Below are 23,501 nucleotides of genomic sequence, written 5' to 3' on the forward strand. Positions count from 1 at the left end.
CATTTTCCTATCAAGTATCTTAAATCTCTATATTTTTTCTTGATCATTCTTATTCCTCTTTTTCACAACAGTAGTTATCCTATCATCATACTTTGTATTTTGATTCATCAGAATGTTTCACTTTTCCCTGATCAAATTGAAAAGAATAAGTTTCCTTCGAGATTTTTTTATTATCTATATTTATTAAATTCATTACTCTAACTTTAAGATAATTCTTGCTTGGACAATCGCGTTTAAATTGTCCCAATGATCCTTATTGTGAATGTCTCTAAAAAAAGCAAAATCTTGGGACTCTTCGTGGTACACAATCCCATCAGACACCAAAATATCTGCATCAGTAAAGTCAGAAGTGAAATGAATGATTTTTTTATTAAATATCGTTAGTAATTTACTTTCGATAACTGGTACATATTCCGGATGATGCAACATCGATATAGCAATAGTCACTCTTTCATTGTTTTGGATAGGCAAATAATACGAAAGGATATGTGCTAACTTGTTCGCAAATATTTGTCTATCACCAACTTGAAAATTCCTGTTTTTGACTATTTCCAATAGTAGCTGCTTCATTTCATGGATTCTACTATTGGGACTATTTTGATTAGCCACTCCCTTTAAATTCTCGAAATAAATATTTTTGTATGCCCAACTATTGATGACACTTTCATATAAAATCACATGTTCCACATCGGAATTTATCTTATATTTTTCTGATAATGTTTCGACGACATTCATAGAAAAATCAACGATTTCGTTCTGTCTATGCTCTTTGAATTTTTTACCTAAGACTATCTTGTCCTGCTTGCTTGTCGTTTCAGGGATGAGAAGTTGTCTACAAAAATAAAAGAATGCAACTTCTTTTTCTCTATCTTCCATGTTTCGCGTTGGTATCAACTTTGTTAGCGAGTCCTCTTCATACAGTTCTTTCATATCAGCGAATAGTTCTATCGCTGTTTTGTCCAAATCTTGTATGATATACCCACGTGACACAGCATTTTCAAGTATCGAGAATAGAATGTCATGCTTTGCTTTTGTTGTCTTCAACCTCTCATAGTGTCCACCTACTAGGTCAATATTCACTCTTGTTTGGCTATCTGCGAAAACATTATATGCCATGATTTGTACCAGGTAATGATATGTTCTGATAGACATCTCATTGCCTTCCAAAGAAATTGATTCAAAATTACTATTAATAGTTATTGGTATTTTTTGATAATGAAAGATATCTTTCAGCCGACTGATCAATTTATAACTATAAGACTTACTAAACATCAACTTTTCGGAAATATCGACTACACGAGTTTTTCGGTGTTTCAAGAGATAGAGCAATAATTGAAAATAAGGTGATTCATTAAAAAACTTTTTTTTCAAATTAACAAATACTTGAAGCAACAGTTCCTGATTAACACCTTCGATTAAACCAATCGTCCCCTTTTCTAGTAAAAAGAAAGATGAAAATGTAAAATTCAATTGTTCGAAGTTTTCTTCGAGTTCAACCAGTAATATTTTCGTTTGATACATCGTTAAGTTTAACCGCTCACTTAATTTATTCAATGACAAATATTTTTCTGTCACTAGAACCGTAAACAGTTGCAACATTTCGTTTTGCTTTTTTGTTAAGTAACGGCTACTAAACGTATCCATTATATATTCCATTTCTTCTACCAACCTTCATTTTTAGAGGATTCTATACTAAGAAGAATTCATTTAGTCAGAATGTTTCATTTTTTATTTTCAGCGAACTATACCGATGTCTCCTAGTTCAACTTGCATGGCTGTTGTATTGGTCTTGCCTGTACATTTTGACTTGATTACTAAGGTAGTGAAGCTTTGATCATGTATATTTGTCTTTCTACGGAATTATTATCTAAACACCTTCACTTATTTCTAATAAATTTCTATTGATTAAAATTTTCTCTGTTTGTATTACTAGATTCATAACTCTGATGGACCAACCAGCGACAGTAGAAGCTTGCAACTACACGAAAGAATAAAAGAAGGAACACTGATCAGGCAATCAACAAGAGTAGTTTTCATTGATTGGATCAGCATTTCTTCTTTGAATATTCTATAGGACAGACGGATAGATCTACGTATTCTATATTATGATCCATCGTATTCTGTCAATCTTCGCACACTTAACTCTTTTTATCTGGCAAGCCTTTCACAACTGAAAATAACTATTTTTTAGTCCGGAGTATTATCCCCAAGGATTATTTACTTCTTGTGCTGTCAAGATGATTTTGGCGCTATCATCTCTGTTTGATCGCCATACGTAATCATTTGCATCTAAAATGACATCGAAATCTTTTTCGATCTGTACCGAACTCATTCGCATTACCTGTTGTGCTTGAAGATGTGGGTTTGAAGGTTGAATGTCTAGTCCATTTCCATATTGGTCAAGTTTTGCAAAAATATTCACAAAAACATCCTGTGATTTTGTATTATTTACTGTAGCAGTTGCTTTCAAGACCTTCGTTTGTTTACGCATATCTGAGTTTAAGTCAAAATCAGATAATTTGAAATCGACTTTGTTTGTTGTTCCTTCATTGAAAGTGATATCTAGTTTTCCATCTTGGACTTCAATCGGTATTTGTTTTTCACTGACTGCCTCGGATGCGTTTACTAAGCTTGGGTTACTACCTACTAACAACAAAGTTGATAGCATAACTGTTGTGGATACCTTTTTTTTCATTGTTGGATAGCCTCCGGAATTTAATATTTTTTTCACAAAATCAGTTTACATTAAATTTCCTTATAGGGTTTATCCGAACATTCAACTCTTTTTTTAAAAACAGGATAATCTTTCACTACGTTCTTTGCTACATGATAGAAACTTGTCCGGAAAGATGGACTAGGCTCACTCCTTACCTCTATAAAAGCTCCCTATTTGTCCTTTGATCAGAGTTATTAGACCTTTTAGGCGTGATATTTCGACCAAATCCGTATCCGGTTATCAAAAAAATTTCCATGAGAACTTATTCTCTTACATTCATCAAAAATCAACTTATTTATATTGGAACCGAACACTATGCGGGTTTTGTTTATATGGCAACATATGATGATGACGTCAAAAGACTTGGTGGTTAGGTTGAGGAAGTAAGAGAAGCAAATGATAAAGAAGAAATTCTTCGGAATCGTTCGTTGTTTAGATAATCAATAGACTATAACACACTATATAATAAAAAGAAACCCCACATAGTTGTCGATCTTCAAGTTTATAGGAGGTACAAACTTGTTCTCAATCGTCTCGTTTTCATCATCCATGATAAAGACGCGATGAATTAAGAACAGCTTGGTTAAAGCTAATTAATCTATTTTGTGCCTAATAAAATATGAGGAATGATGATCTTTATTTATATTCATAAGAATCTATGATTTGTTTCTATCATTCGTTTCTTTAAGTACTAAAAATATTTTTTCTGATTAATCGTCTGCCTAAAAAAATACCCCTCTCATGTCATACGACACAAGAAGGGCATTCTTACAATCATTTGATTATTTGTTTTTTAAGTTGTAGAAAGATTTCAAACCTTTGTACTCTGCAACTTCACCAAGTTGGTCTTCGATACGTAATAATTGGTTGTATTTCGCAACACGGTCAGTACGTGAAAGAGAACCTGTTTTGATTTGGCCAGCGTTTGTTGCAACTGCGATATCAGAGATTGTTGAATCTTCTGTTTCACCAGAACGGTGAGAAACTACTGCAGTGTAACCAGCTTCTTTAGCCATTTCGATTGCTTCGAAAGTTTCTGTCAAAGTACCGATTTGGTTAACTTTGATAAGGATTGAGTTAGCAATTCCTTTTTCGATACCTTCAGCAAGTTTTTCAGTGTTTGTTACGAACAAGTCGTCACCCACTAATTGAACTTTGTCGCCTAGAACTTCTGTCAATTTCTTGAATCCATCCCAGTCGTTTTCGTCTAATCCATCTTCAATAGAGATGATTGGGTATTTAGATACTAATTCTTCGTAGAATTTGATCATTTCGTCAGTTGTTTTTTCGCCTTCGCCTGAATCAGCTAATACGTAAACACCTTTTTCTTTGTCGTAGAATTCTGAAGAAGCAGCGTCCATTGCAAGAACAACGTCTTTACCAGGAACATAGCCAGCTTTTTCGATTGCTTCGATGATTACTTCGAAACCTTCTTCGTTTGAACCAAGGTTAGGAGCGAATCCACCTTCGTCACCAACTGAAGTTGCTAATCCACGAGATTTCAAGATTGCAGCTAATGCATGGAATACTTCCGCACCCATACGTAGTGCTTCTTTGAATGTTGGCGCGCCAACAGGCATGATCATGAATTCTTGGAAGTCGATTGAGTTATCCGCATGTGATCCACCGTTGATGATGTTCATCATTGGAGTTGGTAATACTTTTGTGTTGAATCCGCCTAGGTAGTGGTATAAAGGTACTTCTAGGTAGTCAGCAGCTGCACGAGCAACAGCGATTGAAACACCAAGAATAGCGTTCGCACCTAATTTACCTTTGTTAGGAGTTCCGTCTAAAGCGATCATTGCTTTGTCGATAGCCATTTGGTCACGTACATCGTAGCCAATGATTGCTTCAGCAATGATGTTGTTTACGTTGTCAACAGCTTTGATTACACCTTTACCGCCATAACGAGATTTGTCTCCGTCACGTAATTCAACTGCTTCGTATTCACCAGTTGAAGCACCTGAAGGAACCATTCCACGGCCGAAAGCACCGCTTTCTGTGTATACTTCTACTTCGATTGTTGGGTTACCGCGTGAGTCTAGAATCTCGCGAGCGTAAACATCAGTAATAATTGACATGTTTTGTCTCTCCTTTGAGTTTGGTTTTTTCCTAAGGGATTTCCCTCATATACGATTTTAGTTAATTTTGTGTCTTTGTGCAAACATTTCTTGCATTTTTCACAAATTTTCAATAATTATTTTACAGCATCAAGTAATGCTAAGAATGAATCCGCTTCTAAGCTAGCTCCGCCAACTAATGCGCCATCCACATTTTCTTTTGCCATATACTCAGCAATGTTCTCAGGTTTTACAGAACCACCATATTGGATACGAACTGCTTCTGATACTTCTTTGCCGTAAAGTTTTTCAACTGTTTGACGTACCACGCCACAGATTTCGTCAGCGATTTCAGCATCTGCTGATTTACCTGTACCGATTGCCCAGATTGGTTCGTAAGCAATAACTAGATTACTTACTTGACCTTCTGTTAAGCCTTCAAGACCAGCAGTGATTTGTCCTTCGATCCACTCAGCAGTTTTGCCTGCTTCATATGTTTCTAATGACTCACCACAGCAAAGAATTGGGATCATACCGTTTGCGAAGATTGCTTTCGCTTTTTTGTTGATATCTTCGTCAGTTTCGTGGAAGTATTCACGACGCTCAGAGTGACCGATGATCACATATTGTACACCTAGATCAGCTAAAGCTGCTGGTGATGTTTCACCAGTGAATGCACCTGAGTTTTCCCAGTAAGAGTTTTGTGCAGCGATTTTCAATTCTGTACCTTCAGCTGAAGCCATTAATTCTTGTAAGAATAATGCAGGAGATCCAATCACTGAATCTACTTTATCATTTGAAGGGATCTTGTTTTTTACTGCTTCTGCAAAATCTTTTGCTTCAGATGCAGTTTTGTTCATTTTCCAGTTACCAGCGATAATTGGTTTACGCATGATATGCACTCCTATTCAGAATGTAAGAGGACTACAGATTTGAGCAATCTGTAGATGGTCCTCTCACCATTTTATTTATTCGTTGATTTTATGCTTATTTGTCGTTGATTGCAGCTAGTCCAGGTAATTCTTTCCCTTCAAGCAACTCTAAGCTTGCACCGCCACCTGTTGAGATGTGAGTGAATTTGTCTGCAAAACCTAATTGTTCCGCAGCAGCTGCAGAGTCACCGCCACCGATGATCGTTGTAGCATCTTCAAGGTTAGCGATTGCTTCACAAACACCGATCGTACCTTTAGCGAAGTTACTCATTTCGAATACACCCATTGGTCCGTTCCATACAACTGTTTTCGCACCTTGTAATGTATCAGCAAATAATTTAACTGAAGCAGGACCGATGTCTAATGCCATCAAGCCTTCAGGAATATCTCCTTCGATGACTTGTGTTTCTACATCATTTGAAAATTCAGGGGCACAAACGTTGTCGATTGGTAAAACTAATTTGTCGCCTGCTTTTTCGATCAATTCTTTTGCTAAAGCTACTTTATCTGCTTCAACTAAAGAGTTACCGATCTTGATGCCTTTTGCTTCGTAGAATGTGTAAGTCATTCCGCCGCCGATCAAGATTTTGTCTGCTTTAGGAATCAAGTTTTCGATGACACCGATTTTATCTGAAACTTTCGCTCCACCTAAGATCGCGATCATCGGACGTTTTGGTTCTTCAACAGCTTCGCCGATGAACTTGATTTCTTTATCCATCAAGAATCCAGCAACTGTTGGGATACCTGTTGAAGCGATCCCTACGTTAGAAGCATGGGCACGGTGAGCTGTACCAAACGCATCATTGACAAATACATCGCCTAAAGAAGCCCAGTATTTACCTAATTCAGCATCATTTTTGCTTTCTTTTTTGCCGTCGATGTCTTCAAAACGAGTGTTTTCAAAAACAACTACGTCTCCGTCTTTCATGTCAGCAATTGCTGTTTCTAATTCTGAACCACGAGTTTCAGGAACGAAAGTTACTTCTTTACCTAGCAATTCGCCTAAACGTTTTGCAACTGGTGCCAAAGATTTTCCTTCTTTGTCTTCTTCTGTTTTCACACGTCCAAGGTGAGAGAAAAGAATCGCTTTTCCGCCTTGCTCCAACACATAATTGATTGTTGGTAACGCAGCTTTGATACGTGTATCATCAGTGATGACGCCGTCTTTCAAAGGAACGTTGAAGTCAACACGGACAAGGACTTTTTTATCTTTTAAATCAATATCTTTGACTGTTTTCTTAGCCATTTGATTTCCTCCTAAAATAAACATCTTATCAAAAAAAGCGGAGAAGCGCGATTGCTTCCCCGCTTTTAAGTGTACATGGATATAGGTTACACTTGTACGATTTATCTTATAAGTTAGCGAAGTATTCTAAAGTACGTACTAATTGTGCAGTGTATGACATTTCGTTGTCGTACCAAGCAACAGTTTTAACTAATTGTTTGTCGCCAACAGTCATTACTTTTGTTTGAGTAGCATCAAATAATGAACCGTAAGTCATACCAACGATATCTGAAGAAACGATTTCGTCTGTGTTGTAACCGTAAGATTCGTTAGCTGCTTCTTCCATTGCAGCATTTACTTCATCAACTGTTACGTTTTTATCAAGAACTGTAACTAATTCTGTTAATGAACCAGTTGCGATTGGTACACGTTGAGCAGCTCCGTCTAATTTACCGTTCAATTCAGGGATTACTAAACCGATTGCTTTAGCAGCACCTGTTGAGTTAGGAACGATGTTTGCAGCAGCAGCGCGTGCACGGCGGAAGTCACCTTTAGGATGAGGTCCGTCAAGAGTCATTTGGTCACCTGTGTAAGCGTGGATAGTTGTCATTAATCCTTCAACAACACCAAATTTGTCGTTCAATGTTTTAGCCATAGGAGCTAAACAGTTAGTTGTACATGAAGCACCAGAGATAACTGTTTCTTTACCAGTTAATGTTTCATGGTTTGTGTTGTAAACGATTGTTGGTACATCGTCTCCACCAGGAGCTGAGATAACAACACGTTTAGCACCAGCTGTTAAATGTTTTTCAGCAGCTGATTTTGAAGTGAAGAAACCAGTACATTCTAGAACGATGTCTACGCCTAGTTCGCCCCAAGGTAATTCTTCAGGGTTACGGTTAGCTAATACTTTAACTTCTTTTCCGTTTACGTTGAATGAACCTTCGTGAACTTCAACTGTTCCGTTGAAACGTCCTTGAGTTGTATCGTATTTTAACAAGTGTGCCAACATTTTAGCATCTGTCAAATCGTTGATTGCTACTACTTCGATTCCATCTACATCTTGGATACGACGGAACGCTAGACGTCCAATACGTCCAAAACCATTAATACCTACTTTAACTGTCATTTAAGATTTCCTCCTTATGAAAATCAAAAAAATATTTATTTTAAAGGGATACCCCTTTTAAAATCTCATTAGCAGCGGCTTCATCTGTGATGAGCCACGTTTGTTTTGGTGCATTATTCATATACGCTCGAATTGCTTTGGCTTTGGCTTTCCCTCCTGCAACCGCAAGAATGATCGGGACTTTAGCTAAGTCTTTTAATTCGATGCCGATTCGTGGGACTTTATAAACGACTTCTCCTTTTTCATTGAAGAAATAGCCAAAAGATTCCGCAACGGCATTGGCTTGTTTCAACATCAGCAATTCTTCTTCATTCATCTTTCGTCGCGCTGCCATATGCAACGCCCGTCCAATACTATGAATAACACAATTCGCCTGACTTATCAAGTTTAAAACTTCTTGTATAGACGGCTCATTGAGTAATGAATTGTAAGTAGCCAAGCTTAATTGTTCCGGCACATATAGTGCTCGGTGTTTTCCATTTGCCTTTGTAGCCATTCTAGCACTGACTGAGTTCGCTTGTACAGTAATCGCCTCGCCGATCCCACCTCGCGCAGGAACAAACAAGTTATGGCGCTTGCTATTTTCTAAGCTAGTCAGTTGCTCTGCAACGATCGCCATCGTCGTTCCTCCCATGACTGCGATGATATTATCACCTTCAGGAAGTAGTAGATTCAGTGATTCGTCTAAGGCTTCGCCAAAAGCATCTGCTACTTTTGGTTGTTGTTCACTGTTTCCAGAAACAACGATACAGCGCTGGTTTCCAAAATACTCAGATAGTTTCATTTCAATCTGATGCATTCCTAAAAGTTGGTCCATAAAGCCTTCGAGGCTTTGATAGACTTCCTCTCCTTTTTTCGTCAGCGTCATACCACTTTTAGAGGCGTTGATCAGTTCAAGTTGTTTGAGCAGATCCGTTTCTGTTCGTAAGACACGTTCGGTCATGCCCATGCTTTCCGATAAACTACGACGACCAATTGGCTGCATCCAGTAAATATTGCGCAAAATCTTATAGCGTTCTTGCAAAACATCCATGATGTCTGGCGCAACAGCTTCAATCAGTTTCAATTCATCTAACATAGCGATCTCCTTAGTTGGACATTTTTCGTCCAATGTAGACTCAAAACGACCCATGTGATCTAAAAAAATAAATCGGACTTTCCAACTTGCACGTTTTCTACTAGGAAAATCTCAACCTCACATGACATAGTCTAACAGTTTTGTCCGTATTTATCAACAAAAAAAGACTAGAAAAATGTTTAAGATTCTTCCAGTCTTTCATTCAATTATTTATCATACCGTTTTCTTTTCGATGAACTAGGGATTCCTAACAAGTCACGATATTTGGCGACTGTTCGTCGAGAAATCGAAATTTTGTCATTTTTCAGTAGTTCTACTAATTTTTGATCAGATAATGGTTTGCTTTTATCTTCTGCATCCACTAGTTCTTGGACTTTTTTCTTTGCGGTATCTGCTGATAGGTCTTCAGTACTCTCTGCATTTGTAGGTTGGAGTCTCGTCGTAAAGAACTTTTTCAATTCGAAGACACCAAAATCGGTTTCAAGATACTTGCCATTGACTGCTCGACTGACCGTTGATTCGTGGACGTCGATTTCTTCTGCGACTTCTTTTAAGGTCAATGGGCGGATCGGTCGTGCGACATTTGTAAAGAATTCTTTTTGCCGAGAAACAATGATTTGCGCCACACGCATGATCGTATCACCGCGTTGCAAAATCGTTTTTTGTAGCCATTCAAATTCTTGTTTTCGTTCTTTCAAATAGGCTTGAGTCTCTTTATCTGCTTTTTTTTGCATCTGTTGAAAATAGGCTTCTTGAAAACGTACATTCGGCTGGTTGCCTCGATTTGAGATGACTTGGACTTTTTCACCTATTACGACAACTTTGACATCGGGAATGATATACAAACCGCTACTATGGTCAAAGACTCGTCCAGGACTTGGACTAAGGGTTTGGATATAGTCAAAGATCCGTTGTACATCGCTTAATGGAATCGCAAAATGTTGGGCGATCTCTTTCCATTTGCGTTCGACTAATTGATCAAACCATTCTTCCAAGACGATGTAAGCCAATTCGGGCGCATAATCGTCTCTTTCGGTTTGTAACATCAAACATTCTTGTAAACTTCGCGCCCCAACACCTGCTGGCTCTAACTGCTGGATCAGCGTCAATGCGTCAAGCATTTGGATTGGTGTCGCATTCGTTTGTTGGATGGCGTCTTCTAAAGAAATAGTCAAAAAACCATTCAGGTCGATATATTCGATCAAATATAAAATCAACTTACGTAAGAAAGTATCTCGGTAATTCAAATGGACTTGTTCGATCAATGATTCAAAAAGTGAGCCTGTTGTATCAGGAATTTGATTCAAGTAGCTCGTCTCTTCTCCCTCATAACTGGCATTACGTTTTTGGTAATCGGGTTGCCAATCCGGTTCGATCACTTCTACTAAGGGGTTTTCCAACGCCTGATTTTCAACAAAAGCCAGTAGCTCTTCGCTGTTATACTGCAAGACTTGGATGGACTGTTGGAGCTGTTGTGTCATGGCAAGTTTTTGTGTTTGTTGTTGTTTTTGTGAAAAATTTTGTTCAAATTTCATTTTTTTGTCCATTCCCCTTGTAATTTATTTTTGATTTCGATACAATTGTTGCAGTGCTTGCGTCCTTAGTGTAGTGGATATCACGTAAGATTCCGGTTCTTGAGACGGGGGTTCGATTCCCTCAGGACGCGTCTATTGTTATCTTAGCATATTTGTGAAGATTTTGCTTTCAAATTTCTAAGAAAAAAAGCGGTTTTCCTATCTAGGAAAACTGCTTTTTTTGATTTCTTCATGGGATTTCAAAAAGTAAACCAATCTTCTATGTAACTATAGTAGAAATGATTCGTTAAAGGTCCCGGAGTATAACGCTCTGTCACACCCTCACCTTGACGAAGCGTTAAACCGTTTCTTAAAGCGGCTGTTTTTTGATCATAAAAATCACCATTGATGAGATAAAATATTCGGTTAGGGTCCTCTAAATAAGCAAATACATCTCCTGTAAAATGTTTTTCCAATCCTTGATCAGCGGATTTCAACTGAACGGATAAAATCGACTTGATTGCTCGGAAATTTCCACTTTCACTCGTTTCACAGTATAACAATAAATTTGGTTGGTATACTCTGTTGACAGTTATGTTTTGAGAAAAGATACGGTAGATTGCCCCATTATGTATTGCGCTTTGCACCATTTGCTCAGTATAGCCGAGCTGTTTTTTAGCTTCTTCTTCGGTTAGTTGATATTCTCTCGAAATGACACGAAGCAGTTGCTGAAAGTCCAACTTACTGGACATTGTACGATATGTATTTTCTTCATTTTTCGTTGAAAGATTCAAAGAGGTTTGCTCTTTTGGTGATGAATGGACCAAGAGAAACAACCCAAATAAAATCACAAGAAAACCGATTACTTTTATTCGTATTGACTTTTTCATTGATTACTCCTATTTATTTGTTATTCTTCTGTCTATAATCATAATCGGAAATAGCCAATGAAGCAAAGAGTTTTTATAAAAAACAATCGTTTTTTATTTTCCGACTTGATTCTATAACCTGTTTCCTCAAGAAGTCACTACAGCAGTGTTTAGCCTCAAAAAATAAGGCGCCATCCACGAAAATTATTTTTCAAATTTTGGTGGACGGCGTCTTATTTTTCGAAGAGTTACTTCTATTTCCGCCGTTTATTCGATTTTAAATGGTGCGAGAGGATTATTGCCCCACTCTCTTTCATTTTTTATCAATCATAAGGAACATAATCTTCGTAACTTTCTTCGTTGTTCAATGCTTCATTTTCAATAAAATAGTTCATACCGCCCATCAATTCCGAACTCATTGGTCCGTTTAAAGATAAATCATGACGTTCAATCATTTCCCGGTATTCATCTGCACTGATCACCGCACCGGTTTTCAAGCTTTTGTATTGCTTCGGTGTTTCCTCCACTTCTTGATCCAACTTTGAAAAATCTGTTTCTTTGTATGTCACGAAATAGCCATGAGAAAGTTTCCGTTCGACTACTTCATTGCATTCAGGACAGCGGATCGGCATTTCTTTTTCTCGATGCTTCACAATGTGACGTACTTCATTATAATAGAATTTGGTCTGACAATTGGGACATTTTAATTGATCATCTAACATATCGATCGTCTCCTTTTATATTTGATTGTCATGTCTCAGTTTCACTTTCATCATACTCTTTTTTACAACAAATGAAAAAAGATTCGCTGATATCACCTAATGCTTTTCTCTGAAACATTTCTATAAATCACAGAAATATGCCTTCATCCTTAAGGAGAAACACTTTTGGTTTCTAGTTGACGTTCTGCCTTACTCTCTAGGACTTTTTCTTTTATTCTAATACAAAAAACTGCAAGGCTACTTTTACAAGTAACTTGCAGTTTTTTGTGATTTCTCTTACTTATTCTTCTGGGAAATCTTCGTCTTCAAATTCTTCGTCTTCTTCGTCATCGTCTTCGATAATGCTTAGATCTTCTTCGATGTTTCCTGGGATTTCTTCTTCGTCGTCTCCAGTATCTGCACCAATTTCTTGTAAGTCTGAATTGTATGCAGCGATTTCTTCATCATCGTCATCTTCATCTTCAAAAAGATCATCATCGTCTTCGTCAGACAGATCAGTATCTTCTGGGTCATCATCGTTATAATCGATGGCATCTTCGTCATCATTGATAAAGGCATTGACTTTTTTGCGTTTACGACGACGTGGTGTATCCTCGTCTTCTTCGTCGATTCCATGGTTGACTTCTTCATCGATCGAATCGATGGCATACCATGAACGCAAGCCCCAACGATTGTCGCCTAATGAAATAAAGCTACCGTCGATATTTAAGTCAGTATAAAATTGTGCGAGTGAATCACGAATGTCACTATCTGATTTGCCAAGATATGTTTGAATCTCATTTGCTAAATCAGAAAAGTCCATCACATCACCACGCTGCTCTAAGATCGCGTGTGCGACTTCGATCATTGATAATTCGTTTTTGTTTGCACCTTCAAATACACTAATTTCCAATCAGGACACGTCCTTTCACAGTCTACTCCTTATCATACAAAATCACAGGTAAAAAATCAAACGTTTCTTTGCTATTTTATGCAGTAAAATCTAAGACCATCTCATATTCACCTATTTTTTCTATTCCCATGAATAAATCGTACTCGATCATGACTTTGCCAGCGGTTGGTCGATCTTTTAGACTGACGTGTAATTCCTTCGTGAATGTGTCGACTTGGATCATTCCGTAAGGGGTCCGATAATGAGTCTCCAAGCGTTCACGATAGGCAAATTTCAAACGCATACGCATTTCACCAGCACGGATCAATTGCACGTGACCATCTGGCATGATCTTGATCGTGACAGGAATTTCTTCTTGTCCTTCTTGGATCTCTTTATAACGTATGTATAAGGTATCGCCAATTTTGACCATTTGTCCTTTCAGATCAAAATAAAAATCTTGTTGCTCTCCTTGTTGTTTCACTTTTGTACGTAATTGTATCGAAATCGGTAATCCAGATCGTTCCATTTGACATTCTCCTTTTCTCATAGCTACATTGTTCCCACTTTCCACTGATTTGTCAACCGACAGGTATAGAGAACAGATAACTTTTTTCATCTCTTCTTTCTTATTTTGGAGTATAATGAAGAAAGAAGGAGTGATACTCCTGTATATTAGAATGAGTTGAGGTTGTAACAATCGCTGCTCAAGCAGATTTAAATAGGAGTTGAGTACATGACGTCCATCATTTTGGATCAAGAAGTCTACCAAACAAATGATTTTTCTCCGTTTGCTTTAACGGATATTTTAACAGAGAATTCGAAAAAAAAGCAACAAACTTTTCTACATTTTTGGCAATATCAACAGACAGTTATTCTTGGTATGAAAGATACTCGGACACCCTTTTTAGCTGATGGGATAAAGGTTATCCAACATGCGGGATTTACCCCAGTGATCCGTAATGCCGGTGGACTTGGCATCATTTCCGATCAAGGAATCTTGAATATCTCATTGATTTTCCCGCAAGAGGATGAGAATAGGATCTCGATCGATGAAGGCTACGAAAAGATGCTCGCTCTGACTCGCCAAGCTTTTCCTGTTTACGCCGACAAAATAGAAGCCTATGAAATCAAAGAGTCCTACTGTCCAGGTACGTATGACCTTAGTATCGATGGTAAAAAATTTGCCGGGATTGCCCAACGTCGCATTAAAAACGGGATTTCAGTCATGATGTACCTTAGCGTGAATGGGGATCAAGAAAAACGTGGCGGACTGATGCGACAGTTTTATCAACAAGCATTGAAAGAACAATTCGGTACAAACGGCTATCCTGCGGTGGCACCCACAAGCATGGCAACACTAGAACAGTTATTCGACACACCGTTGACCGTTGCTCAAGTAAAAGATTTACTTATCGACGCTTTCACTACATTCTATCCAACAAGTATTTCGATGGGCTCTGACACTTGGCGTGAAGCCAATGTTTCACCAGATGAATGGCACGCACAAATTGAGCGTATGACCCAACGAAATGCACTAAAGGAGCTGGCTTATGACAACACCTTATAAATACAGACTGTTACCAATGGAAAAAGTTTTTAGAGATCCTGTGCATAACTACATCCACGTGCAACATCAAGTGATTTTAGACTTGATCAATTCGAAAGAAGTCCAGCGATTGCGACGGATCAAGCAACTCGGCACTTCGTCATTTACTTTCCATGGCGCAGAACATAGCCGTTTCACCCATTCACTTGGTGTATACGAAATCTCCCGACGCATCTGTGACATTTTTTCAAGAAATTTCTCCATTGAAAAAATCGGCCCTTCTGGTTGGGATGATCGGGAACGTCTCGTGACTTTATGTGCCGCCTTACTCCATGATATTGGCCATGGGCCTTATTCACATACCTTTGAACATATTTTCCAGACCAATCATGAAGCAATCACTGTAGAGATCATTACTTCGCCAGAAACGGAAGTCTATCAGATTTTGAATCGTGTCGAAGAAGGTTTTCCTGAGAAAGTGGCTAGTGTGATCCAAAAAACGTATCCAAATCCACAAGTCGTCCAAATGATCTCTAGCCAAATCGATGCCGATCGTATGGATTACCTTTTACGTGATGCCTACTTTACAGGTACAGAATATGGAACGTTCGATCTGACAAGGATTTTGCGTGTGATTCGCCCCTATCAAGGTGGAATCGCCTTTTCCATGAATGGGATGCACGCAGTAGAGGATTATATCGTCAGTCGCTATCAGATGTATGTTCAAGTATACTTTCATCCAGTTTCTCGGGGAATGGAAGTCGTCTTGGAGCATCTGCTGCATCGTGCCCATGAACTTTATCACCAAGATGATGATAGTTTTGCACGTCATTCACAGTTACTGTTGCCATTTTTAGATGGCACATTTAGTTTAGATGAGTACTTAAAGCTGGATGATGGCGTCTTGAATACGTGTTTCAGTCAATGGACGGATTCATCTGATCCAATCCTTAGTGACTTAGCCAAACGCTTCTTAAATCGTAAACCATTGAAATCAGCGATGTTTTCCGGGGATCGTCAGTCGCCACTGATTGCTGAATTGACCTCTTTGGTCGAAAAAGTGGGCTACAATCCAAACTATTATACAGCCATCAATTCAAGCTATGACCTGCCTTATGATTTTTACCGTCCAGAAGAAGGCAGACATCGCACACAAATTGAAATCTTGCGAAATGACGGAACTTTGGTAGAATTATCAGAGGTCAGTCAATTAGTTGCTGCACTCGCAGGGCAAGAACAAGGAGATGAACGCTTCTTCTTTCCGAAAGAAATGGTCGATCCTACCTTGCGTAATCACTATGATCTTTTTGATGAAACCTACCAAGAATTTGCGCGTCATATCCATAATGGCGCATTGATTGAAGAAATAAACTAACTAAGGAGAATGTTATGTCTATCAAATTAGTCGCTATCGATATCGATGGCACCCTTTTAAACGAAAAAAGAGAAATCACACAAGAAGTAAAAGAAGCAATTGCAAGCGCTGTGGAAAAAAATGTGGCAATCGTACTATGTACAGGTCGTCCGCTTCCAGGTGTCAAAAACCAATTGAATGAATTGGGATTATACCAAGACAACGATTATGTGATCACTTATAACGGTGCGTTAGTCCAGCAAACAAAATCCGGCAAGATCATTGCTCGTCATGGCTTGACTTATGAAGATTTCTTGGAGATCGAAGTCATGGCCAGACGTGTGGGGAGTCATTTGCATTCGATCGATGATCAAACGATCTATACAACGAATCGTGATATCAGTCCCTATACTGTCCATGAAGCTTTTTTAGTCAACATGCCATTGAAATATCGGACAGCTGATGAAATGACACCTGATATGAGTATCGTGAAGATGATGATGATCGATGAACCAGCGATCCTAGATGCTGCCATCGCTCGTTTACCACAAACTTTCCGCGAAAAATATACGACTGTCAAGAGTTCACCTTTCTACTTTGAAATCTTGAACAAAGAAGCTAGTAAAGGCGCTGCTGTTGCTAACTTAGCCCAACATCTAGGAATCAAACAAGAGGAAATCATGGCAATCGGTGACAACGAAAATGATTTGTCGATGATCGAATACGCTGGATTAGGCGTGGCGATGGGAAATGCCGTTCCGTTGATAAAAGAAGCGGCTAATGTGGTCACTGCAACCAACGATGAACACGGTGTGGCCGAAGCAATCAAAAAATATGTCTTATAAAAGTAATGAATAAAAACAGCTCATTTTAAAGACCGAAGTATCGGCTCTTTCTTATGAGCTGTTTTTTTGTTCAATTTTGCTTCATCGCTAACCATTTTTCCACTGCCCAACGATGACTTCCTCGTTTTAATTTTTCTAAGGCAGTTTCAGGAGTGACCCACCAGATCGATTGGTCTTTTTCGGTTGGTTCCCCTACCTTTTGCCAACTCTTTGCTACATAAAAATAGCCAGGATTGTGGAAGTAAGTTTTTCGATGGTTTGAGTAAAAATATTCCGCTGCTTCCCCTAGATAACAAGCAATCTCTGCGCTGATCCCCATTTCCTCCAGTAATTCACGAGAAATCGCTTCTTCATTTGTTTCCTGTCCCTCTTTTTCACCGCCTGGCAAAAAAAATGCACCATTTGGCGCTTCGATCATTGCGATTTTCCCATGTGTTTCGACAATGATATACGCTGCGTAACGGTCTTGGTAATTTGCAGACTCGTCTTTTTCGCCAAACATTGGGTTTTCCATAGGTATTGTCCCTTCATCTTTTTCTTTCTATTCTACATGAGAGTTTTCTCATAAACAAGCACAAACCCATAGCGTACTTGAAATTTTTGATATGATAATGTAGAAAAGGTAAAAAAGAAAGGAAGATATACTTATGAAAATGGCTCACACTTGCGTCCGCGTTAAAGATCTTGACGCTTCTTTAAAATTCTATCAAACAGCATTCGGCTTTGAAGAAAGTCGTCGTCGCGATTTTCCAGAAAACAAGTTCACGCTGGTTTACTTGACTTTACCAGGAGATGATTACGAATTAGAGTTGACTTACAACTATGATCATGAAGGCTATGATTTAGGAAACGGCTACGGTCATATCGCTATTTCAGTTGAAGACTTAGAAGCACTTCATGAAAAACATCAAGCAGCAGGCTTCAACGTGACTGACTTGAAAGGACTGCCAGGAACAGCTCCGTCTTATTACTTCGTTGTTGATCCTGATGGTTACAAAATCGAAGTCATTCGTACAAAATAACTAGCGCAACACTAAAAAACAGAGGAAGTACACACCACCGTGTATACTTCCCCTGTTTTTTCTGTTTTTAAACCCACTTACTGCTAACCGATCAATACGCTCTCTTCTGGATATTTGTACTTCGTCCCTACTTGATTTCCTTTTACAAGAATAGAGAAAAAGACGGTTAAAATCCCTACACGTCCGATATACATCAATGACATGATGATCAGTTTCCCGACTTCTGTCAAATCTGGCGTCAACCCCATTGTCAACCCAACTGTTCCAAAAGCTGAGAACACTTCAAAAGCAATATATTCGATGCCTGAAGTTTCTGGGATCGTCTCAGTCACAGACAAGACCATGATCGCCAACATACATAAAGACAATGTAACGAAAAACAATGTCAGTGCGCGAAGTACTGCTGCTGGGCGAATAGTTCGTCCGAAAGCTTCAGCTCTGGTTTTCCCATTAAATGTCGCATGCATTTGAATCAATAGGATGCCCAAAGTAGTGGTCTTTAACCCACCAGCTGTTGAACCGGATGTTCCACCGATATACATCAAGATCATTGTCAACATCAAGCCGGCATGACTCATTTGTAAATAGTCGATGGAGTAGTAACCAGCTGTTCTTGGTGTGACACTCATGAAGAACGTATTTGCTAAACGTTCAAGATAAGTTCCTTCAACTAGATGGATCGCATTTTGTTCGGTAAAGAAAAAGACGATAAAACCGCCCACCAATAAGCCACCAGTGACAATCAATGCAATTTTTGAGTGGAGAGTGATTTTCTTTACTTTATGATAACTAAGTAGATCCCGCCAAACAATGAAACCTAAACCACCAGCAATGATCAGCGCAGAGACCACCATTAAGAGATAGATGTTTGGCTGATCATTTGCTAAGCTATCCCCTAACAAATCAAACCCAGCATTACAAAAACTTGATACAGCATGGAAGATGCTGTACCAAATCCCTTTTGTCCATCCGTAAGTCGGCACAAATGTAAAACTCAAGGCAAGTGCTCCCAGCCCTTGGATGACCATTGCGAATTTCAAGATATAGAGCATCAAACTCATAACACCTGACATGATTTCAAGATTCAATGCTTCTTTTAGTAAGATCCGCATACTAAAGCTGACTTTTTTCTTCGCTACTGCAAAGAAAATAATGGGGATCATCATAAAACCTAAACCACCGATCTCGATCAAAACCATGATCAGAAACTGACCGGCTTCATTCCAATGCGCCGCAGTGTTCAATGTAGTCAAGCCAGTGACACAGACGGCTGAAGTTGCAGTAAATAATGCATCAATATAATTCGTCGGTTCGCCACTTTTACTAAAGAAAGGCAAAGTAAGTAAACTGCCACCAACTAAGATCAAAAGAAAAAAGCCAACAGCAATCAATTGAACTGGTGACAGTTGTTTTGTTATCCTCTGTTTCATTCGAATCACTCCTCTAAGACCGTTAGCTACCTTCGCAACGAACAAATGAAGTAGCTATTGCTCTCACGGATGTAAAAGTAAGTCCGCCAAACGCTCGCTCTCTTTTCATCCCTTATCTTACCCTGTTTTTCTTCTTCCAGCAAAGAATTTGAGTCTTTTTTCTCCCTTATACCTGTTCGTTTGATACACCTGCTTTCGAACAAACAATAGGAACGCTCAAATGGTATCTAAAAAAAGAAAAAACTCCTGATAATAAGCCATAGACGTCCGAAAATAGTTAAAAATATTTTTCGACATTTACGGCTTATTCTTCGGAGCTTAGAACTGTAGCTCGGATGAACGAATAACTTTACTAATTCACTTGGACAACCTAGCTAATCATTGTTTCCCATATTTTTCACTTTGATCAAGCGAGTAACTTCCGCACGTTCATTTTCTTCTAACTTCATCTTGATATAGTAGATCGTTTCTTCTAGTTGTGGGATCGTCATGTACTCTAACGCATTCACTCTACGACGTGTTTTTTCGATCTCACCCGCCATCAGTTGACAGGTTTTCTCGATCTCTGTCAACTCAAGGAGCTTAGGAAGAAATGAGGTAAAACGATCGATCGAACGGTCTAATTCTGCATTGGAATTCAAATAGCCATAATCCACTGGTGCTTCGCCTAGCTGTTCGTCATATTCAAAATTCATGATTGGTACTTTAACGCTCATGATGTTTTTTTCGATAACAGCTAACTCGACATTTTCAGCTGGTAGAACAAACAATTCATCAATGAAGGCTTCCGGCAATGAAGCTTTCGCAAGGACAAAATCACTCATAGCCGCTGTCATTTCTTTTTCCACTATTTGGCGCAACTCATTGTTCTTACGGATAAGCAAAATGAATTGACGCATCAATTCATCCTGTTTATCCTTCAACAGTTTGTGTCCTCTTGTTGCAGTCGTCAATTGTTTTTTGAGTCGTGTCAATTCCATTCGTGTCGGATTAACATTTAATCGAACCATCAGACACTCACTCCCCTTCTGGCAGGTACTGGTCAAGCAGATCGTCTTTGATCCGTTTTAATTCCGTTCGTGGAAGCATGGCTAAAAGTTCCCATCCTAGATCCAGCGTTTCAGTGATCGAGCGGTTGGTATAAAATCCTTGATTGACATATTCTTTTTCAAAACGTTCCGCAAACTTAGCATAGATTTTATCCACATCTGACAACGCCGACTCCCCTAAGACAACAGCTAATTCTTTGGCTTGTTTGCCTTGAGCATACGCCGCAAACAATTGGTTCATCGTTGCTGCATGATCTTTTCTAGTTTTCCCTTCACCTGTCCCTTTATCTTTCAAACGTGAAAGTGAAGGCAAGACATCGATCGGTGGTTGGATGCCGCTCTTGTACAATTCCCTCGTCAAAATGATTTGTCCTTCTGTGATATAGCCGGTCAAATCAGGGATAGGATGGGTCTTATCGTCTTCTGGCATAGTCAAGATCGGGATCTGTGTCACAGAACCCTTCAACCCACGGATTCGACCAGCTCGTTCATATAAAGTTGCTAAGTTCGTATAAAGATACCCTGGATAGCCACGACGACCAGGCACTTCACGACGGGCAGCAGAGATTTCGCGTAATGCTTCGGCGTAGTTGGTCATATCTGTCATGATGACTAACACGTGCATCCCTTTTTCATAGGCGAGATATTCAGCCGCAGTCAATGCCATGCGAGGCGTTGCGATCCGTTCAATGGCTGGGTCATTTGCTAAGTTCATGAACATCACCGAACGATCGATTGCTCCCGTCTGGCGGAAGTCTTCCATAAAGAATTCTGCTTCTTCAAAGGTGATTCCAATGGCAGCAAAAACAACTGCAAAATCATCAGAAGAGTCTAATACCGTCGCTTGTCTCGCAATTTGAGCAGCTAATTCTTTGTGTGGCAAACCAGAGCCGGAAAATACCGGCAATTTTTGTCCTCTGACCAAAGTGTTCAGGTGATCGATTGCTGAGATACCTGTTTGGATAAACTCATCAGGATAATCACGAGCCACCGGGTTGATGACTTCTCCATTGATGTCCAAGTATTTTTCTGGCAGGATTTCTGGCCCATTGTCTTTTGGACGACCTAACCCGTCAAATACACGACCGATCATGTCTTCAGAAACCCCAAACTCTAATGGATGCCCTAAAAAGCGGACCGTTGAATCTCTAAGATTGATCCCACTAGTTCCTTCAAAAATTTGGACCATCGCTTTGTCTTCTTGTACTTCAAGCACTTGTCCACGACGAATCTCGCCATTTTGCATACGAACTTCAATCAACTCTTCATATTTCACCCCAGCGACTTTCTCGACCGCCATCAAAGGTCCGACCACTTCTCCAATTGTTCGATATTCTTTAATCATCGGTCATTCCTCCTTCTGAAACAATTGCTTGGATCGTTGGTTTGATATTCGCTTGGATTTCATCTAATTTCTCTAATTCTGTTTCTGGCACGAATTTACTACGACCGATTCGTTCTCTCAATCCCACAGTTCCTTTCATGATCTCACTGAGATAAGCACCTAATGAAATCGCCTGACGTGCTTCTTCACCAAAAGATAGGATCAATTTCAACATCTTGAATTGCTTTTCTCTAGAAGTAAATGTATCCACGTCATCAAACGCATTTTGTTGTAAGTAATCTTCACGAATGGATTTTGCTACTTCAAGCGTCAAGCGATCATTATCTGAAAGTGAGTCGACACCAACAAGACGCACGATTTCATTCAATTGCTCTTCTTGTTGCAAGATACGCATTCCTTCTGCCACCATCTCTGCCCAATTCGCTTGTAGGATCTGATCCATATAACGTCCCACTTCTGACGAATAAAGAGAATAGCTTTGAATCCAATTGATGGATGGAAAATGACGCTTCTGCGCCAGACTGGAATCTAATCCCCAGAATACTTTCACGACGCGCAACGTATTTTGCGTCACTGGTTCAGAAACATCTCCACCAGATGGTGAGACCGCACTGATCGCTGTAATGCTTCCTTCACGTTCTTCACTACCTAAAGCAATGACACGTCCAGAGCGTTCATAGTATTCTGCTAAACGAGAACCTAAATATGCAGGATAGCCTTCATCGCCAGGCATTTCTTCTAAACGTCCACTCATTTCTCGCAATGCCTCTGCCCAACGAGAGGTCGAATCTGCCATGATTGCCACGTCATATCCCATATCACGGAAATATTCCGCAATAGTGATCCCTGTATAGATCGATGCTTCCCGTGCAGCTACTGGCATATTTGATGTATTGGCAATCAATACGGTACGTTCCATCAATGATTCACCTGTATTAGGATCGATCAATTCTGGAAACTCATTCAGTACGTCCGTCATCTCATTACCACGTTCACCACAACCAACATAAACGACCATATCGACATCTGCCCATTTAGCAATTTGGTGCTGAACAACTGTTTTACCAGCACCAAAAGGGCCAGGTACAGCGGCAGCTCCGCCTTTTGTCACTGGGAAAAAGGTATCGATAACACGTTGCCCCGTGATCATTGGCGCGTCCGGATTCAATTTTGCTTTGATCGGACGACTACGTCTAACAGGCCATTTTTGCAACATCGTCAATTCTCGCAAACCGTCTTCTGTTTCAATGACACAAACCACTTCATCGATCGTAAATGATCCCGCTTCGATTTTTTTGATTTTTCCTTTGACGCCATGAGGTACCATGATTTTGTGTTGGATGATCTTTGTTTCATCCACCACACCTAGAACATCTCCGGTACTGACTTCTTGCCCGACTTCAGCAGTTGCTTCAAACCACCATTTTTTTTCATGGTCTAACGCTGGTAATTGGACACCACGACTTAAAAAGTTGCTTTGCGTGATCGCCATGAACGTATCCAATGGCCGTTGGATCCCATCAAACATTTGTGAAATGATCCCAGGCGCCAACTCAACAGACAACGCTTCACCTGTTGAACGAACGGGTTCACCAGGGCCGATCCCTGAAGTTTCTTCGTATACTTGTATCGATGCGACATCTCCGCGCATCTCAATGATTTCGCCGATGACTCCTAGCTCTCCCACTAAGCACATATCTTGGATACTTGCATCTGACATATTTTTTGCCATCACGAGAGGGCCGGAGACTTTTATGATTTTTCCAATTTGCAATGCACTATCTCCTTTAC

Annotated in this window: 21 protein-coding genes and 1 tRNA gene; 5 read left to right on the top strand and 17 right to left on the bottom strand. The window is 39.5% G+C overall.

Going from position 1 to position 23,501, the window contains the following annotated elements:
• Positions 1 to 192: 192 nt before the first annotated feature.
• From IGI79_RS09990 to rpoN, 8 genes are all read right to left on the bottom strand, one after another.
• Positions 193 to 1,656 (bottom strand): helix-turn-helix domain-containing protein, encoded by a 1,464-nt coding sequence (locus tag IGI79_RS09990; protein ID WP_195274444.1) that lies wholly within the window; start codon positions 1,654 to 1,656, stop codon positions 193 to 195.
• A 544-nt stretch (positions 1,657 to 2,200) separates the two neighbouring features.
• Entirely contained in the window at positions 2,201 to 2,695 is a 495-nt protein-coding gene (locus tag IGI79_RS09995; RefSeq protein WP_019723101.1) for a hypothetical protein, read from the bottom strand.
• 803 nt (positions 2,696 to 3,498) lie between these two features.
• Positions 3,499 to 4,797 carry a phosphopyruvate hydratase gene (gene eno / locus IGI79_RS10000; protein ID WP_010734865.1) on the bottom strand — a complete coding sequence of 433 codons (1,299 nt, stop codon included), beginning with the start codon at positions 4,795 to 4,797 and terminating at the stop codon, positions 3,499 to 3,501.
• 116 nt (positions 4,798 to 4,913) lie between these two features.
• A complete protein-coding gene (gene tpiA / locus IGI79_RS10005; RefSeq protein ID WP_019723102.1) occupies positions 4,914 to 5,669 on the bottom strand; it encodes a triose-phosphate isomerase in 756 nt (251 codons plus the stop codon).
• Positions 5,670 to 5,763: 94 nt separating this feature from the next.
• Positions 5,764 to 6,954, bottom strand: coding sequence for a phosphoglycerate kinase (locus IGI79_RS10010; RefSeq protein WP_065095695.1), 1,191 nt, complete (start codon positions 6,952 to 6,954; stop codon positions 5,764 to 5,766).
• 106 nt (positions 6,955 to 7,060) lie between these two features.
• The gene (gene gap, locus IGI79_RS10015) at positions 7,061 to 8,062 is read right to left on the bottom strand and encodes a type I glyceraldehyde-3-phosphate dehydrogenase (RefSeq protein ID WP_010734862.1); all 1,002 of its coding nucleotides are present in this window, start codon (positions 8,060 to 8,062) and stop codon (positions 7,061 to 7,063) included.
• A gap of 40 nt (positions 8,063 to 8,102) precedes the next feature.
• Positions 8,103 to 9,194, bottom strand: a complete 1,092-nt coding sequence (locus IGI79_RS10020) for a sugar-binding transcriptional regulator (protein ID WP_171844984.1) — start codon at positions 9,192 to 9,194, stop codon at positions 8,103 to 8,105.
• 152 nt (positions 9,195 to 9,346) lie between these two features.
• Positions 9,347 to 10,675 carry an RNA polymerase factor sigma-54 gene (rpoN, locus tag IGI79_RS10025; RefSeq protein WP_195274443.1) on the bottom strand — a complete coding sequence of 443 codons (1,329 nt, stop codon included), beginning with the start codon at positions 10,673 to 10,675 and terminating at the stop codon, positions 9,347 to 9,349.
• Positions 10,676 to 10,734: 59 nt separating this feature from the next.
• Between rpoN and IGI79_RS10030 the strand changes: the two genes are divergently transcribed.
• Positions 10,735 to 10,806 (top strand) — tRNA-Arg (locus IGI79_RS10030).
• A 108-nt stretch (positions 10,807 to 10,914) separates the two neighbouring features.
• Here the strand turns inward: IGI79_RS10030 and IGI79_RS10035 are convergent.
• The 4 genes from IGI79_RS10035 to IGI79_RS10050 form a co-directional block, all read right to left on the bottom strand.
• Positions 10,915 to 11,544 carry a hypothetical protein gene (locus IGI79_RS10035; RefSeq protein WP_438845911.1) on the bottom strand — a complete coding sequence of 210 codons (630 nt, stop codon included), beginning with the start codon at positions 11,542 to 11,544 and terminating at the stop codon, positions 10,915 to 10,917.
• Between the two features lie 302 nt (positions 11,545 to 11,846).
• Positions 11,847 to 12,245 (bottom strand): hypothetical protein, encoded by a 399-nt coding sequence (locus IGI79_RS10040; protein ID WP_010734858.1) that lies wholly within the window; start codon positions 12,243 to 12,245, stop codon positions 11,847 to 11,849.
• A gap of 280 nt (positions 12,246 to 12,525) precedes the next feature.
• Positions 12,526 to 13,137: a DNA-directed RNA polymerase subunit delta gene (gene rpoE / locus IGI79_RS10045; RefSeq protein ID WP_019723160.1), complete on the bottom strand. Its 612-nt coding sequence runs from the start codon at positions 13,135 to 13,137 to the stop codon at positions 12,526 to 12,528.
• 76 nt (positions 13,138 to 13,213) lie between these two features.
• Positions 13,214 to 13,645, bottom strand: a complete 432-nt coding sequence (locus tag IGI79_RS10050; protein WP_066026358.1) for a DUF1934 domain-containing protein — start codon at positions 13,643 to 13,645, stop codon at positions 13,214 to 13,216.
• A 207-nt stretch (positions 13,646 to 13,852) separates the two neighbouring features.
• Here IGI79_RS10050 and IGI79_RS10055 point away from each other — a divergent pair, with 207 nt between their 5' ends.
• Genes IGI79_RS10055 through yidA form a run of 3 tightly spaced genes read left to right on the top strand, consistent with a single transcriptional unit; the run spans position 13,853 to position 16,864 of the window.
• Entirely contained in the window at positions 13,853 to 14,686 is an 834-nt protein-coding gene (locus IGI79_RS10055) for a lipoate--protein ligase family protein (protein ID WP_195274442.1), read from the top strand.
• Positions 14,670 to 16,040 (top strand): HD domain-containing protein, encoded by a 1,371-nt coding sequence (locus IGI79_RS10060; RefSeq protein WP_195274441.1) that lies wholly within the window; start codon positions 14,670 to 14,672, stop codon positions 16,038 to 16,040. The genes IGI79_RS10055 and IGI79_RS10060 overlap by 17 nt, the downstream gene beginning before the upstream one ends.
• A gap of 14 nt (positions 16,041 to 16,054) precedes the next feature.
• Complete coding sequence (gene yidA, locus IGI79_RS10065) at positions 16,055 to 16,864, top strand: sugar-phosphatase (RefSeq protein ID WP_010734853.1); 810 nt, start codon at positions 16,055 to 16,057, stop codon at positions 16,862 to 16,864.
• Positions 16,865 to 16,934: 70 nt separating this feature from the next.
• Here the strand turns inward: yidA and IGI79_RS10070 are convergent, their stop codons facing one another.
• Positions 16,935 to 17,378 carry an NUDIX hydrolase gene (locus IGI79_RS10070; RefSeq protein ID WP_019723164.1) on the bottom strand — a complete coding sequence of 148 codons (444 nt, stop codon included), beginning with the start codon at positions 17,376 to 17,378 and terminating at the stop codon, positions 16,935 to 16,937.
• A 133-nt stretch (positions 17,379 to 17,511) separates the two neighbouring features.
• Between IGI79_RS10070 and gloA the strand changes: the two genes are divergently transcribed.
• Complete coding sequence (gloA, locus tag IGI79_RS10075; RefSeq protein WP_010734851.1) at positions 17,512 to 17,886, top strand: lactoylglutathione lyase; 375 nt, start codon at positions 17,512 to 17,514, stop codon at positions 17,884 to 17,886.
• Between the two features lie 83 nt (positions 17,887 to 17,969).
• On the opposite strand, the gene IGI79_RS10080 is transcribed toward gloA, so the two are convergent.
• The 4 genes from IGI79_RS10080 to IGI79_RS10095 all read right to left on the bottom strand — a co-directional run bounded on the left by IGI79_RS10080 (position 17,970) and on the right by IGI79_RS10095 (position 23,484).
• Positions 17,970 to 19,316: a TrkH family potassium uptake protein gene (locus tag IGI79_RS10080; protein WP_019723165.1), complete on the bottom strand. Its 1,347-nt coding sequence runs from the start codon at positions 19,314 to 19,316 to the stop codon at positions 17,970 to 17,972.
• A 374-nt stretch (positions 19,317 to 19,690) separates the two neighbouring features.
• Positions 19,691 to 20,326, bottom strand: a complete 636-nt coding sequence (locus IGI79_RS10085) for a V-type ATP synthase subunit D (protein WP_065095690.1) — start codon at positions 20,324 to 20,326, stop codon at positions 19,691 to 19,693.
• Positions 20,327 to 20,333: 7 nt separating this feature from the next.
• Positions 20,334 to 21,710: a V-type ATP synthase subunit B gene (locus IGI79_RS10090; protein WP_065095689.1), complete on the bottom strand. Its 1,377-nt coding sequence runs from the start codon at positions 21,708 to 21,710 to the stop codon at positions 20,334 to 20,336.
• Positions 21,703 to 23,484 (bottom strand): V-type ATP synthase subunit A, encoded by a 1,782-nt coding sequence (locus tag IGI79_RS10095; RefSeq protein WP_019723167.1) that lies wholly within the window; start codon positions 23,482 to 23,484, stop codon positions 21,703 to 21,705. The genes IGI79_RS10090 and IGI79_RS10095 overlap by 8 nt, the downstream gene beginning before the upstream one ends.
• Between the last annotated feature and the right edge of the window lie 17 nt (positions 23,485 to 23,501).

Source organism: Enterococcus sp. AZ084, assembly GCF_051714905.1.
Lineage (GTDB): Bacteria > Bacillota > Bacilli > Lactobacillales > Enterococcaceae > Enterococcus_B > Enterococcus_B pernyi.